Below are 16,379 nucleotides of genomic sequence, written 5' to 3'. Positions count from 1 at the left end.
ATTCTTAAAAAATTGGTTAATTAATTAAAATTTCATAATTTGCATTCACTAAACTATGAAAATATATGAATACAATTACTAGATTGTTTGACTTTCCTTATCACCAATTAGAAAAATACAATTTATCTGATTCATTAGTTACTAAATATGGTAATGATTGGGTTAAAACTTCAACACAAGAATACTTAGATAAAGCCAATGCTGTTTCAAGAGCTTTTTTAAGAATGGGAATAAGTGTGAATGATAAAATTGCCGTTATTTCATCTTCGAACAGAACTGAATGGCATATTTGTGATATTGGTATATTGCAAACTGGAGCACAAAATGTTCCAATATATCCAACAATTTCTGAAGAAGATTATGAATATATATTAAATCATTCAGAATCAATTTATTGCTTTGTCTCTGATGATGAAGTATATCAAAAAGTTAAAGCCATTCAAAAGAATGTTCCAAAACTTAAAGAAGTATATTCTTTTAATGAAATTGAAGGATGTAAAAACTGGAAAGAAATTTTAGCCTTAGGTGAAAATAAGGACAATCAAAATGAAGTTGAAGCTAGAAAAAATGCTATTGCAACAACAGATTTAGCAACAATCATATATACTTCAGGAACCACAGGAAGACCAAAAGGTGTGATGTTAACCCATCAAAATATTGTTTCAGATGTGTTGATGAGTGCTCCAAGAGTCCCTTTAAGACCAGGAGACACTAGAGCTTTAAGCTTCTTACCTATTTGTCATATTTTTGAAAGAATGCTTACTTATTTATACCAATATTATGGTATTTCAATCTACTTTGCAGAAAGTATTGAAAAAATTAGTGACAATTTAAAAGAAGTTCATCCACATGTTATGTCAGTAGTACCACGTTTGTTGGAAAAAGTGTATGACAAAATATATGCAAAAGGTGATGCTCTTACTGGAATTAAGAAAAAATTATTTTTTTGGGCTTTGGATTTAGGTATGGATTACAAACCTTATGGTGAAAATGGTGCATGGTATGAATTCAAATTGAAAATAGCTCGAAAACTTATTTTCTCTAAATGGCAAGAAGGTCTTGGTGGAGAACTAGAACTACTAGTTTGTGGAAGTGCTGCTTTGCAAACACGATTGTCAAAAGTATTCTGTGCTGCTAATATTCCTGTAATGGAAGGATATGGTTTGACTGAAACTTCTCCTGTTATATCAGTAAATGATATGAGAAATCGTGGTTTTAGAGTAGGAACTGTCGGTAAAGTATTAGAAGGTGTAGAAGTCAAAATTGCTGAAGACGGTGAAATTCTATGCAAAGGACCAAACGTAATGATTGGTTATTTTAAAGAAGAAGAGAAAACCAATGAAGTTCTTCAAGGTGGCTATTTTCATACTGGAGACATTGGTGAAATAGATGCAGATGGTTTCTTAAAAATCACAGATCGTAAAAAAGAAATGTTTAAAACTTCTGGTGGAAAATATGTAGCTCCACAAATTCTTGAAAATGCTTTTAAACAATCTCGTTTTATTGAACAAATAATGGTTATCGGTGATGGTGAAAAAATGCCAGCCGCTTTTATCCAACCTAATTTTGATTTTATAAAAGAATGGGCAGATCGCAAAAAAATAAATATCGGTTCTTCTCATAAAGACATTGCTTCAAATAAAGATGTTATTGCAAGAATTCAGGAAGAAATAGATTCAGCTAATGAACATTTCGGAAATTGGGAAAAAATCAAACGCTTCGAACTTACACCAGATATTTGGAGCATTGAAGGAGGTCATTTAACACCTACAATGAAATTAAAACGTAAAATTATAAAAGAAATCTATCAAGATTTATACGATAAAATTTACCAACATTAAAAAATTGGAAACCTATAAAATTAACCAAAAATGATGTAAATTGTTTTCATCTAATATGTTTGATATTTGTACCATAACATTAAATAAAACATATTATGAAAAAGACATTTTTATTTTTAGCTCTAGTTTTTAGTTCACTTGGGATTATGATTTCATGTAGTGATGATGACAATTCAAATGCAGAAAGCTATGCTTACAGCGTTAGATTAACTGATGCACCAGGACCATATGATGCTGTTTACATAGATGTACAAGGTGTAGAAGTTATAGGTAATGATGGAGTTACTGTTAATTTAGAGACTCAAACTGGAATTTATGATTTACTTGAATTATCAAGTGGTGTAGAAACAACATTATCTAATGATGTAATAACTTCTTCTAGAGTAAATCAAGTAAGATTAATTTTAGGAACTGAAAATTCAGTAGTAGTTGACGGAGTTAGTTACCCTTTAGATACACCAAGTGCTCAGCAATCGGGTTTAAAATTACAAGTTAATCAAACATTAGATGCAAATACACAAAATAGTATTCTTATTGATTTTGATGCCAATAAATCTATTGTTGTAAATGGAAACGGAACTTATTCATTAAAACCAGTTTTAAGAACTATTGATTTAAGTACAACAGGAACAATTGAAGGAAGTATTTCAATTCCAGGAACATTAGCTTCTGTTCAGGTTGTTTCTTCAACAGGTGATGAAGTTTACACCAATGTTAAAACAGATGGTACTTTTAAAGTTTTAGGTTTAACTGCAGGTACTTATACCGTTACAATTACACCTATTTTACCTTTTTTACCAGTTGTTGAAAGTAATGTTACAGTTCAAACTGGAGTAACAACTGATGTTGGTATACTTACAATTCAATAGATAATTGAATTTATTTAAACATTTATCATAAAAAAATTAAAAAATACTATGCGTGCATAGTATTTTTTTTTATCTTTGAGTTTCAATACTAATTTATATGAAAGATAAAACTATAGATTATGTACTTCGAGCAACATGGCAAGCAGTTGCAAGAATGTATAATGAAGAAGCCTCAAAATATGGTGCTACGATGGCAACAGGTTTTGCTTTATTAAGTATTGATAAAGAAAAAGGAACATCTTCAACTGCATTAGGTCCTAAAATGGGAATGGAAGCTACAAGTTTGACTAGAACTTTAAAATCAATGGAAGAAAAAGGATTAATTGTAAGAAAAAAAAATCCAGAAGACGGAAGAGGAATTATAATTCAATTAACTGATTTAGGTCAAGAAAAAAGAGAATTATCAAAGTCTACAGTAGTTAAGTTTAATGAAACAATTAAAGATGTTGTTTCATCAGAAAAACTACAAAATTTTATGGAAGTTTCGGAAATTATAAATGATCTAATTTCTGATAAGAAAATATTTTTAGAAGAAGAATTACAAAAAAAATAATATTTATATATATGAAACGTAATATTAAAAAAGTAGCTGTAATTGGTTCAGGAATTATGGGAAGCGGAATTGCTTGTCATTTTGCCAATATTGGTGTCGAAGTCCTATTATTAGACATTATTCCAAGAGAACTAACAGATGCTGAACAAAAAAAAGGATTAACATTAGAAAGTAAAGTTGTAAGAAACAGATTAGTAAACGAACATCTTACAAATGCCTTAAAATCAAAACCCTCTCCTATTTACCATCCAAGTTTTGCCAACCGAATTACAACGGGAAACACTACTGATGATATGAAAAAGATAGCGGATGTTGATTGGATTATTGAAGTAGTTGTAGAAAGATTAGACATCAAAAAATTAGTTTTTGAACAAGTTGAAAAATACAGAAAACCTGGTACATTAATTACTTCAAATACATCGGGAATTCCAATTCAGTTCATGAGTGAAGGAAGAAGCGAAGATTTTCAGAAGCATTTCTGTGGAACCCATTTCTTCAATCCAGCACGTTACTTGAAATTATTTGAAATTATTCCAGGTCCAAAAACCTCTCAAGAAGTTCTTGATTTCTTAAATGGTTATGGTGAAAAGTTCTTAGGAAAAACTTCTGTTGTTGCTAAAGATACACCAGCTTTTATTGGAAATAGAATTGGAATCTTCGGAATCCAAAGTTTATTCCACCAAGTAAAAGAAATGGGATTAACTGTAGAAGAAGTCGATAAATTAACTGGACCAGTTATTGGTCGTCCAAAATCAGCTACTTTCAGAACTGTTGATGTTGTTGGCTTAGATACTTTAGTTCATGTCGCAAACGGAATTTATGAAAATTGTCCAAACGACGAATCTCATGAATTATTCAAACTTCCTGAATTTGTCAACAAAATGATGGAAAACAAATGGTTAGGTAGTAAAACAGGTCAAGGTTTTTACAAAAAAGTAGGAAAAGAAATTCTAACTTTAGATTTAGATACTTTAGAATATAGAGCTAATAAAAAAGCTTCATTCGCTACATTAGAATCAACAAAAACTATCGACAAACCAATTGATAGATTTAAAGTTTTAGTAAAAGGAAAAGACAAAGCAGGTGATTTCTACAGAAAAAATTTCACTTCAATGTTTCAATACGTATCTAATAGAATTCCAGAAATCACAGAAGATTTATACAAAATTGACGATGCCATGAAAGCAGGTTTCGGTTGGGAAAATGGACCTTTCGAAATTTGGGATGCTATCGGAGTAGAAAAAGGAATAGAATTAATGAAAGCGGAAGGTTATGAACCCGCTGCTTGGGTTAACGAAATGGTAGCTGCAGGCATTACTTCTTTCTACACTATAAAAGAGGGTGCAACTTACTACTACTCTACTATTAATAAAAAAGTAGAAAAAATTCCTGGACAAGATGCTTTCATTATCTTAAATAACATTCGCGAAAGCAAAAAAATATGGAACAACAGCGATTCTATTATCACAGATTTAGGTGATGGAATTATCAATTTAGAATTTACTTCAAAAATGAATTCTATTGGTGCTGGAGTTTTACAAGGAATCAATAAAGCAATTGACATAGCTGAAAAAGAATACAAAGGATTAGTAATTGGAAATCAAGGTGCCAATTTCTCTGTTGGAGCAAATTTAGGAATGATTTTCATGATGGCTGTTGAGCAAGAATATGACGAATTAAATATGGCCATCAAAATGTTCCAAGACACTATGATGCGTTGTCGTTATTCCGCTATTCCAGTTATTGCTGCTCCTCACGGAATGACGCTTGGTGGTGGTTGTGAATTAACCATGCACGCTGATAGAGCTGTTGCCGCTGCAGAAACTTACATAGGTTTAGTAGAGTTTGGAGTTGGTGTTATTCCTGGTGGTGGTGGTTCTAAAGAAATGGCTTTGAGAGCTTCAGACCTTTTCCGTAAAAACGATGTCGAATTAAATGTTTTACAAGAATATTTCCTAACTGTAGGAATGGCAAAAGTAGCAACATCAGCTTATGAAGGTTTCGATAACGGAGTTCTTATAAAAGGTAGAGATATCGTTGTTGTGAACAAAGACCGTCAAATTGCTACGGCAAAACAAGTAGCTATGCAAATGGCAGAACAAGGATACACACAAGCACCAAGAAGAAAAGACGTAAAAGTACTTGGTAAACAAGCTTTAGGTATGTTCTTGGTTGGAACTGACAGTATGGAAGCTGGTAAATATATATCAGAACATGACAAAAAAATCGCAAATAAATTAGCTTATGTTATGGCTGGTGGTGATTTATCTGAACCAACTTTAGTATCAGAACAGTATTTATTAGATTTAGAAAGAGAAGCCTTTTTATCACTAACAGGTGAAAGAAAATCGTTAGAAAGAATTCAACACATGTTAACTAAAGGGAAACCATTAAGAAACTAAAAAAATTATGAAAACAGCATATATAGTAAAAGCATTCAGAACGGCAGTTGGTAAAGCACCAAAAGGAGTTTTTCGTTTCAAAAGACCAGATGAATTGGCTGCTGAAACAATTGAATACATGATGGCAGAATTACCAAACTTCGACAAAACTCGTATTGATGATGTCATGGTTGGTAACGCAATGCCAGAAGCAGAACAGGGATTGAACGTAGCACGTTTAATTTCATTAATGGGATTAAAAGTTGAAGACGTTCCGGGTGTAACAGTAAACAGATATTGTGCTTCTGGAATTGAAACTATTGGAATGGCTACAGCAAAAATTCAATCCGGAATGGCAGATTGTATCATCGCTGGTGGTGCAGAAAGCATGAGTTATATTCCAATGGGTGGTTACAAGCCCACTCCAGATTATAAAGTATCAAAAGCAGGTCACGAAGATTATTATTGGGGAATGGGTTTAACGGCAGAAGCTGTTGCAAACCAATTCAAAGTTTCTCGAGAAGATCAGGATGAATTTGCTTATAATTCACATATGAAAGCCCTAAAAGCTCAAGCTGAAGGTAGATTTGATGCTCAAATTGTTCCTATTACAGTGGAAGAAACTTTCGTAAATGAAAATGGTAAAAAAGAAACACGTTCATACGTTGTAAATAAAGATGAAGGACCAAGAGTTGGAACTTCAGTTGAAGCATTAGCAAAATTACGGCCAGTATTTGCTGCTGATGGAAGTGTAACGGCTGGAAACTCATCGCAAATGAGTGATGGTGCTGCTTTTGTATTAGTAATGAGCGAAGAAATGGTTAAAGAATTAAATCTAGAACCAATTGCAAGATTAGTAAACTTTGCATCTGCAGGTGTTGAACCTAGAATTATGGGTATCGGACCTGTAAAAGCAATTCCAAAAGTATTAAAACAAGCAGGTTTAAAACAATCGGATATTGATTTAATTGAATTAAACGAAGCTTTTGCATCACAATCATTAGCCGTTGTTCGTGAATTAGGTTTAAATCCAGATATTGTAAATGTAAATGGTGGAGCAATTGCGTTAGGTCACCCACTTGGTTGTACAGGTGCAAAATTATCAGTACAATTATTTGATGAAATGCGCAAGCGTGGAAATGCAAAATACGGAATGGTAACTATGTGTGTTGGAACAGGACAAGGTACAGCAGGTATTTATGAATTTTTAAAATAAAAAATAAAGGAACGCAGAGTTAAGAAATCAGAGAAATTTTTAAAATTTTATCAATTTCTTAAATCTGTGTTCCAAATAATAATATAACAAACTATAAGTCATGGCAGATATTATCAGAGGAGGACAATTCCTTGTAAAAGAAACAAAATGTGAAGACATCTTCACACCAGAAGATTTCAATGAAGAACAAATCATGATGCGTGATTCGGTTATCGAATTCGTAGACAAAGAACTTTGGCCAAACAAAGAAAGATTTGAAAAGAAAGATTACGCACTTACTGAAGAAGTAATGAAAAAAGCAGGTGAATTAGGTTACCTAAGTATAGCTGTGCCTGAAGCCTATGGTGGAATGGGAATGGGTTTTACAAATACTGTTTTAGTTTGTGATTATATTTCTGGTGCAACAGGTTCTTTTTCAACGGCTTTTGGTGCTCATACAGGAATTGGTACTATGCCAATAACTTTATATGGAACAGAAGAACAAAAACAAAAATACGTACCAAAATTAGCTTCGGGAGAATGGTTTGGAGCTTATTGTTTAACAGAACCTGGAGCTGGATCTGATGCAAATTCAGGAAAAACTAAAGCCGTTTTATCTGATGACGGAAAATATTATAGTATTACAGGTGGAAAAATGTGGATTTCAAACGCAGGTTTCTGTCAAGTGTTTATCGTTTTCGCAAGAATTGGTGATGATAAAAATATTACAGGTTTCATTGTTGAAAATGATCCTTCCAACGGAATTTCTTTAGGTGATGAAGAACATAAATTAGGAATTCGCTCCTCTTCTACTCGTCAGGTTTTCTTTAACGAAACAAAAGTTCCTGTAGAGAATATGTTAGCTGGTCGTGGAGAAGGATTTAAAATTGCTATGAATGCTTTAAATGTTGGACGTATCAAATTAGCAGCTGCTTGTTTAGAAGCTCAGCGTAGAACAATTACAACAGGTGTTCAATATGCTAATGAAAGAATGCAATTCAATGTGCCTATTTCAAGTTTTGGAGCTATTCAATCAAAAATTGCCGAAATGGCAACTAATGCTTATGCTGGTGAAAGTGCAACTTATAGAGCTGCTCATGATATTGAAACTAGAATTAACATTAGAGTTGAAGAAGGAAATTCTCATCAAGAAGCTGAATTAAAAGGTGTTGAAGAATTTGCTATCGAATGTTCTATCTTAAAAGTAGCCGTTTCGGAAGATGTACAAAATTGTACTGATGAAGGAATTCAAATTTTTGGTGGAATGGGATTCTCTGAAGATGCTCCAATGGAAAGCGCATGGAGAGATGCACGTATCGCAAGAATATACGAAGGTACTAACGAAATCAACAGAATGCTATCTGTAGGAATGTTGGTTAAGAAAGCCATGAAAGGTCATGTTGACCTATTAGGACCAGCAATGGCTGTTGCAGAAGAATTAATGGGAATTCCTTCGTTTGATGTTCCAGATTATTCTGAATTATTTGCTGAAGAAAAAGAAATGATTGCCAAACTGAAAAAAGTTTTCTTAATGGTTGCAGGTGCTGCCGTTCAAAAATTTGGACCAGAATTAGAATCTCATCAACAATTATTGATGGCTGCTGCTGATATTTTAATTGAAATATACATGGCAGAAAGTACAGTTCTAAGAGTTGAAAAACTTGCAAAGAAAGAAGGAGCAGATAAAGTTCAAGAGCAGATTGCTATGGCTCAACTTTATTTATACAAAGCTGTTGATATTGTTAACCAAAAAGGAAAAGAAGGAATTGTCTCTTTTGCTGAAGGTGATGAGCAACGTATGATGCTAATGGGATTAAAACGTTTTACAAAATACTCAAATATGCCAAATGTAATTGGCTTACGTGAAAAAATTGCTGCTAAGTTGATTGCGAAAAATAAATACGCATTCTAACTAACAGCAAAGTTTGGTTTAATTTAGTTTGTATAAACCGTCAAGTTGGTTACTTGACGGTTTATTTTTTTAAAGTGGAATATCAATATCAATTTTTAGATTGGAATCTTCTTGTTCTTTTATCTTAGCATTCTCCTCTCTTGAATTTTTATTAAACATTAACCCCAACATCATAATAAGTGCTGTTAATACAATAACTTGGATAATTAAAGCTTTATTTACTAAGTCAATTTTTATCGCTGTTGGTATTCCAATAAATAATAATATTGTTATTAAACCTCTTGGTGCTACAAATAAAAGAGGCATTAGCTTCATTTTGTAAATCCTTAATTGTATTGCTCTTACTAAATAAATTAATAGAACTATACCTAATGCTAATTCAAAAGTTTGAGGATTTATAACATCTTCCGTTTTAATTAAAAAACCAAATAATATAAAAAACAATGATCTCACTAAGAAAGCAGCTTCAATTGTCAATTCTTTAAACTTAACAACTTCTTTATCTAAAGTTCTAGGTTTCAAATAATGTATCCATTTGAATCGATCTAATTCATCGAAATTCCCCATAATTAAACCAAAAATCATAATAAAGATTAAAGCTGGTAAATGATAAATTTCGGAAACGGCATAAATCAATATTATTAAAAGTACGATAGGTGCAAATTTAACATGATGATCTATTCGACTTAATAAAAAAGCCAAGAAAGCTGTTGCAATAAATGAAATTACCAACATTATTAAGATTTGTAACCCAAAATTACCAATAGTTTCTACATTAATTACTTCATTTAAAACTAAAAAATTAAAGAATAAAACTCCTATAATATCAGACAAACTACTCTCATAAATAGCAAACTCTTTGTTAAAAGAACTTAAATTACCAACACTCGATATTGCAATTGCGCTACTAATGATACATAAGGGAATAGCATTAATTAAACCTTGTTTATAATCTGCATCTAAAAAATAATAAAAGAAATGACCAATTACAAAAGCAGTAATAAATAATGGTACAATAGCAGTTACAAAAGTTTTACCAATAAAAGGTAATTTTTGTTTATTAAATTGTAACTCTAACGAACCTTCTAAAACGATTAATATTAATCCAACAGTACCAAAAAAGGGCAATAAAGGATTTAAATCTGGAATATCAATATTTAAAAAAACGGTTCCTTGTTTAACGAGCCAACCCATAAAAATTAATAAAATAACAGAAGGTATCTGCGTTTTATTTGATGATACTGTAAATGCATAAGCTAATAAAAGTAATGCACAAATAGTAATTATAACTACATAATTCATAAATCAAAAATGTTTTAAGCAATATAAAAATTGTTTTGGAATTATAAGCCATTTGCAATACCCTTTTTTATAAATTATATTAACAATCGTTAATTGAAGCTAAGTTTCTTAAAAAATTCTTAAATTTACAATTATTAAAACCCATAACTATTTTTTATGTTTTTCATCCGAACTTTAATTTCCTTCTTGAAGGATGAACAGTACAGAGAACTGCTAATTACAACAATAATAATTTTAATTATTGGTACTTTTACATACAATTATCTTGAAGGCTGGTCTTATATTGATTCGCTCTATTTTTCTGTTGTTACATTAACAACTATTGGTTTTGGTGATTTTACACCTCAAACAGATGCTGGAAAATTATTTACAATTTTATACATCGTTATTGGAATTGGAATGATCTTAAGTTTTATCAATACAATTTACAATCATTTTACAAATATGAAAGAACAAGAAAAGATAAACAAGAAAAAAACATATACTTCAAAAAAGAAGGATAATTAATAATTCACATTAATACCAAAACCTAATCCCATATCACTGTCATAATGTGTTGTGATTCCCATGTTTTTTCCAACAATATATTTGAATCCAGCCATATATTCTTTATCTGTATTAACCATAAAAGCCATTCTTAATCGCTTTAAAACTGGAATATCTTCGCGCATCAATTGCAATCTAACATTTCCATCATGATAAGCTTCCGCTTGAAATACAACTAACATTGGTAAGGTATAAGCAAAACCTATACTTGCTTGAATACGTTTGTCCTTTGTGCTTTTTTGTCCAAATAAGTTTTCTTCAATTTCTCCATGATCTAGCTTTCTATAACGAGCATCAAAACCTATAAAAGGCATAAACCATTGATTTCTTCCAATATATCTTCCAATGTGCGTTTCTGATTCATATCCATGATCATCGTGATAACCCAATCTCCATTCCGTTTCAAAGCTCCAACGTGTATTTTGCAACATTGCTTTACCATCATTTCCATTGGTAGCGAAATCATTTTCTGCCATAAAATGAAGTTGATTGCTTTCTGCTTGTAATTTCTTGTATGCTTTTTCTTTATTTGGCAAATATGGATTTGGAGCTGAATTTTCATAACTAAAAACTCTATTCATTCCAGCCATCATGTGATATAAAATATGACAATGGAAAAACCAATCTCCATCAGCATTAGCTTCAAATTCTATAACGTCGGTTTCCATTGGCATAATATCCAACACGTTTTTTAACGGAGCATAATCTCCTTGTCCATTCAACACTCTAAAATCATGACCATGCAAATGCATTGGATGACGCATCATTGAGTTGTTGTATAGCGTAATGCGAACGATTTCACCTTTCTTTATTAGAATTTTATCCGTTTCAGAAAGTACTACATTATCCATACTCCAAACATAACGGTTCATGTTTCCTGTTAATTCAAAACGAAGCTCACGAACTGGTGCATCTTTTGGAAGTGTTGTTTTAGTAGGTGATTTTAGCATCGAATAATTTAAAGTCACAATATCAGAATCCATTGCAGACATGTCATGTTGCGAATGATCCATATTCATTTCTTTATCATCATTCATTTTCATATCTTCTTGCTTATCCATTTTCATTGCTTCTCCTGAAATTTCTGGATACATCACAGTATTCATGTCCATTTTTTGTAAACTCATGTCCATTCCCATATCATCCATGGTTCCGTCCATGTTCATCATATCATTCATCATTTTCATGCCTTCAAAATACTTCAATTTTGGCATCGGACTAACCAATTGTTTGATTCCAGGACCAATATAAATGGAAGTTGATTTTGTTCTGTCTTCTGGAGTTGCTAAAAATTCGTACGAAGTATTTTCAGCCGGAATAGTCACAATGACATCATAAGTTTCGGATACACCTATAATTAAACGATCCACTTCAACGGGCTCTACATCATTTCCATCGTTTGCTACAACAGTAATTTTTCCACCAGCATATTTTAACCAAAAATACGATGAAGCTCCACCATTCGAAATTCGCAATCTTACTTTATCACCTGCTTTAAATTGTGATAATTGACTTTCATTTTGACCATTTATTAAAAACTTATCGTAATAAACATCACTTACATCCATAGCTAACATTCGTTTCCATTCATTTGTCAACTTGGTCTTAAAATGTCCTTCTCGAATTGCTTCTCCATAACTTTGAGTAGTTCCTTTTTTGATGGCAAACCAATCGGAAGCATTGTGTAGCATTCTATGAACGTTTTCTGGTTTATAATCTGTCCATTCACTTAAAATTATTGGAACTTGTGGAATATCATCAATTCCTTTTCTAAATGTTGGATCAGTTGCTTTTTTCTTTAAAACTAAAGAGCCGTACATTCCTATTTGTTCTTGCAAACCGCTGTGACTATGATACCAATGGGTTCCTGATTGAATGATTGGAAAACTATAAACGAATTCTGTATCAGGTTCAATAGGCATTTGTGTCAAATGAGGTACACCATCTTCTTTATTAGGTAAATATAATCCGTGCCAATGTAAAGATGTACTTTCTTTTAAATGATTGTACACATGAATCTCAGCAATATCACCTTCAGTAAATGTCAAAGTTGGCATTGGAATTTGTCCGTTTACAGCAATGGCTCTTTTTTCTTTTCCTGAGAAATTTACAAGTGTATCTCTAACGTGTAGGTCATAACGAACAATTTTTTGAGAAAAAACGCTAGTTGTAACAAGTAATAATAAAAGTATGTAGTTTATTTTTTTCATCTGTGTAGATTATTTATTTTTAAAAGGATATTATATGTGTTTCATAACTTCTTTTTCTGCTGGAGTCAATTTCCAACCTAAAGATCCGTCATCTTCGTATTGTTTGTTGGGAAGACTTTTTGTTTCCACTTTTTGTAGAATATTAGGATGAACATAGTATGATTTGCAAACTGTTGGTGTATTTCCTAATTCATCGGCCACCATTCGTATAAGAGTATTAGTAAATTTACGTTTTGGTGAATTTGCAATTGCCTCTAATGCAAAAGGATACATTTCTACTGCTAAACGACTAGCTACCCAAGTTCTAAAATCTTTACTGCTAAAGTCGTCACCCATGTGATTATGAATATATTCATTAACATCTTCGCTATCTATTGCTTGAAAATTTCCTGATTCATCTTGATATCTAAAAATTTCGTAACCAGGTAATTGAGCCGATTTCTTAATTAATTTAGTTAAATATGTATCATCTATTTCTACATGTCTGGTTTTATTACTCTTACCTTTATATTCGAAAATAATTTGATTGCCTTCCAAAGTCATGTGCTTTCGTCTTAAAGTCGTTAAACCATAAGTTCCATTTTGAGTGGCATATTGTTTATTTCCATTTCGAATACCTGTTTCATCAAGCAATAAAACCAATAGCGCTACAACTTTACTTTTAGTCCAAACCTTAGAATCAATGTCATTAAGCACTTTTTTTCTGAATTTTTCTAAGGATTTGCCAAAATCTTTCATTTTAGCAAATTTTTCCTCTTGTCTGGCTTTTTCAAATTTTGAATGATAAATATATTGTTTTCTACCTTTTGCATCTCTTCCAATGGCTTGTATGTGACCATCATTCCATTTACAGATATAAACATCAGACCACATTGGAGGTATAATTAATTTTTTAAATCTTCTTAAAAGTTTAGGATCTTTAATCTTATTTCCTTCTTCATCAAAATATTGAAAACCTTTTCCATATTTGCGTTTATGAATGGACATTGCTGTGTCGTCAACGTGCTTAATTTCGGATTTTGATTTAGACGTTTTCATAAGTGTTAGATTTTAAGAGTACGTAATCGTAAAGCATTAGCAATAACGGAAACTGAACTAAAGCTCATGGCCAAAGCTGCAATCATTGGAGATAATAATAATCCAAAAACTGGAAATAAAACTCCAGCTGCAACAGGAATTCCAATTGTATTATAAATGAATGCAAAAAATAGATTCTGTTTGATGTTTCTCATCACAGCATGACTTAAGTTTTTTGCTTTTACAATTCCTTGTAAATCTCCTTTTACTAAAGTGATTTTGGCACTTTCAATGGCAACATCAGTTCCAGTTCCCATAGCAATACCAATATCTGATTGTGCTAACGCAGGAGCATCATTGATTCCGTCACCAGCCATGGCAACAATTTTTCCTTGTTCTTGTAATTTTTTGATGAATTCTAATTTGTCTTGAGGCAAACAACTGGCTTTAAAATCGGTTAAATTCAGTTCAGTTGCAACTGCTTGAGCTGTATTTTCGTTATCACCTGTTAACATAATGACTTGAACTCCTTGTTGTTTTAATTCATTAATAGCTTCAAAACTTGAGTTTTTAATAGCATCTGTAATCGTAATATAACCAACAACTTTAGCATCAATTGCAATGTAAGAAACCGTTTTACCTAACTTTTGTTCCGCAATTACTTCTTGCTCAATTGATGAAAAATCTTCAATAGTATCTTGCTCCAATATTTTTTTATTTCCTAAACTTATTTTCTCATTTCCAATGGAACCTACAACTCCTTTTCCAGTTATTGATTCAAAATTTTCGATTTTAGAAAAAGAAACTTCTTTTGATTTTGCAAAATTTACAACAGCTGTTGCCAATGGATGTTCACTATTTTGATTTAAAGAAGCAATTTTTCCTAAAACTTCCATTTCATTTCCATCTTTTACAACAATTTTCTCTACGGATGGTTTTCCTTCTGTTAAGGTTCCCGTTTTATCTGTGATTAACACGTCAATTTTATCCATTTTTTCAATGGCTTCTGCATTTTTGATTAAGACTCCTAATTTGGCTCCTTTACCTACTCCAACCATAACTGACATTGGTGTGGCTAAACCTAAAGCACATGGACAAGCAATGATTAAAACTGCAATAGCATTTACAAATCCGTAAACCAATTTAGGTTCTGGTCCAAAAATCCACCAAATGAAAAATGTTATAACCGAAATCAAAACTACTATTGGCACAAAATATTTTGCGATTTTATCTACTAAGTTTTGAATAGGAGCTCGTGAACGACTTGCATCAGTAACCATTTGAACGATTTGTGAAAGCAATGTTTCTGAACCTACTTTTTCGGCAACCATCAAAAATGATTTTGTACCATTTATTGTTCCTGAACTTACTTCATCATCGGTTTTTTTATCTACAGGAATTGGTTCACCTGTAATCATTGATTCATCAATTGTACTATTTCCTTCAATCATTTTTCCATCAACTGGAATTTTTTCACCTGGTTTTACTCGAAGTACATCTCCTCTATTAATAGAATGAATGGAAATTATTTTTTCGTGACCATCAACTACTAAAGTTGCTTCCGTTGGTGCTAATTTCAATAATTCTTTAATTGCTCCACTAGTTCTACTGTGAGCTTTTGCTTCAAGCAATTGACCTAGTAAAACTAAAGTCAACACAACTGCAGTCGCTTCAAAATACAGATGAACCGTTCCTTCTGAAGTTTTAAATTGATCTGGAAAAACATCAGGAAAAAGTAAAGCAACAATACTAAACAAGAAAGCTACACCAGTTCCAATTCCTATTAAAGTGAACATATTTAAATTCCAATTTACAATGGATTTCCATGCTCGTTCAAAAAACATCCAACAAGCATAAAAAACAACTGGAATAGTTAAAACAAATTGAATCCAATTCCATTTCTCTAAATCCATCAATTGATATAAAGGATTATTGGGAATCATATCTGACATAGAAATGATAAAAACAGGAATACTAAAAAGCATGGCAACTTTCATTTTATGCCATAATTTCTCATAGGTTTTGTTTTCTTCAAAATCGGTTGGTTCCATCGGTACTAAATCCATTCCGCAAATAGGACAACTTCCTGGTTCATTGTGAATGATTTCAGGATGCATTGGACAAGTATATTGAGTACTTTGAATTGCAGAAGCTTGTTTTACCAAATCCATTCCACAGACAGGACAGTCACCAGGTTTATCATATTCTTTATCACCTTCGCAATGCATCGGACAATAATATTTTCCCGTTTGATGTTGGTGTTTATGATCTTCGTGTTTGTTTTCTTTTTTGTCAGTTGAACAACAACTGGTTTTTGGCAGTGTTTCTGTTGAACTATTAGGTAAAGAAATTTGATATTTACTATCATTTCCTCCTAGACCTTTTTGTAAATCAGCCAATTCAACGTGTTTAGACATCTCAATTATAGCTTCATTTTTTTCTTTAGAAACTTCAACCTGAGTGACATTTTCTACAGCGGACAAATCCTTTTTAACCTTGGCTTCACAACCAGAGCAAGTCATTCCGATAATTTTATAAGTATGTTTCATAATT

11 protein-coding genes are annotated in these 16,379 nt (G+C 32.0%); 7 read left to right on the top strand and 4 right to left on the bottom strand.

Annotated features, from left to right (window positions below; all coding sequences use genetic code 11):
• Positions 1–65 precede the first annotated feature (65 nt).
• From AABJ49_RS09270 to AABJ49_RS09245, 6 genes are all read left to right on the top strand, one after another.
• Positions 66–1,841 carry an AMP-binding protein gene (locus tag AABJ49_RS09270; protein WP_338378003.1) on the top strand — a complete coding sequence of 592 codons (1,776 nt, stop codon included), beginning with the start codon at positions 66–68 and terminating at the stop codon, positions 1,839–1,841.
• Positions 1,842–1,936: 95 nt separating this feature from the next.
• A complete protein-coding gene (locus tag AABJ49_RS09265) occupies positions 1,937–2,710 on the top strand; it encodes a DUF4382 domain-containing protein (protein WP_338378002.1) in 774 nt (257 codons plus the stop codon).
• A gap of 97 nt (positions 2,711–2,807) precedes the next feature.
• Positions 2,808–3,263, top strand: a complete 456-nt coding sequence (locus AABJ49_RS09260) for a MarR family transcriptional regulator (protein ID WP_338378001.1) — start codon at positions 2,808–2,810, stop codon at positions 3,261–3,263.
• Between the two features lie 11 nt (positions 3,264–3,274).
• Positions 3,275–5,665: a 3-hydroxyacyl-CoA dehydrogenase NAD-binding domain-containing protein gene (locus AABJ49_RS09255; protein WP_338378000.1), complete on the top strand. Its 2,391-nt coding sequence runs from the start codon at positions 3,275–3,277 to the stop codon at positions 5,663–5,665.
• 7 nt (positions 5,666–5,672) lie between these two features.
• Complete coding sequence (locus AABJ49_RS09250; protein WP_338377999.1) at positions 5,673–6,860, top strand: acetyl-CoA C-acyltransferase; 1,188 nt, start codon at positions 5,673–5,675, stop codon at positions 6,858–6,860.
• 100 nt (positions 6,861–6,960) lie between these two features.
• On the top strand, positions 6,961–8,751 hold the full coding sequence (locus AABJ49_RS09245) for an acyl-CoA dehydrogenase family protein (RefSeq protein WP_338377998.1): 1,791 nt from the start codon (positions 6,961–6,963) through the stop codon (positions 8,749–8,751).
• A gap of 69 nt (positions 8,752–8,820) precedes the next feature.
• Here AABJ49_RS09245 and AABJ49_RS09240 read toward each other — a convergent pair whose 3' ends face one another.
• Positions 8,821–10,053, bottom strand: coding sequence for a sodium:proton antiporter (locus AABJ49_RS09240; protein WP_338377997.1), 1,233 nt, complete (start codon positions 10,051–10,053; stop codon positions 8,821–8,823).
• Positions 10,054–10,209: 156 nt separating this feature from the next.
• On the opposite strand from AABJ49_RS09240, the gene AABJ49_RS09235 reads away from it, so the two are divergent.
• Complete coding sequence (locus tag AABJ49_RS09235; RefSeq protein WP_338377996.1) at positions 10,210–10,560, top strand: potassium channel family protein; 351 nt, start codon at positions 10,210–10,212, stop codon at positions 10,558–10,560.
• Here the strand turns inward: AABJ49_RS09235 and AABJ49_RS09230 are convergent.
• From AABJ49_RS09230 to AABJ49_RS09220, 3 genes are read right to left on the bottom strand one after another with little or no spacing between them, the layout of a single operon-like run.
• Positions 10,557–12,809: a multicopper oxidase domain-containing protein gene (locus AABJ49_RS09230; protein WP_338377995.1), complete on the bottom strand. Its 2,253-nt coding sequence runs from the start codon at positions 12,807–12,809 to the stop codon at positions 10,557–10,559. The genes AABJ49_RS09235 and AABJ49_RS09230 overlap by 4 nt on opposite strands.
• A 30-nt stretch (positions 12,810–12,839) precedes the next feature.
• Positions 12,840–13,847 carry a DNA topoisomerase IB gene (locus tag AABJ49_RS09225; protein ID WP_338377994.1) on the bottom strand — a complete coding sequence of 336 codons (1,008 nt, stop codon included), beginning with the start codon at positions 13,845–13,847 and terminating at the stop codon, positions 12,840–12,842.
• A 5-nt stretch (positions 13,848–13,852) separates the two neighbouring features.
• The gene (locus tag AABJ49_RS09220) at positions 13,853–16,375 is read right to left on the bottom strand and encodes a heavy metal translocating P-type ATPase (RefSeq protein WP_338377993.1); all 2,523 of its coding nucleotides are present in this window, start codon (positions 16,373–16,375) and stop codon (positions 13,853–13,855) included.
• Positions 16,376–16,379: the final 4 nt, after the last annotated feature.

This window comes from uncultured Flavobacterium sp., assembly GCF_963922255.1.
Classification (GTDB): Bacteria; Bacteroidota; Bacteroidia; order Flavobacteriales; family Flavobacteriaceae; genus Flavobacterium.
This window is presented reverse-complemented; position numbering and strand designations above follow the sequence as displayed.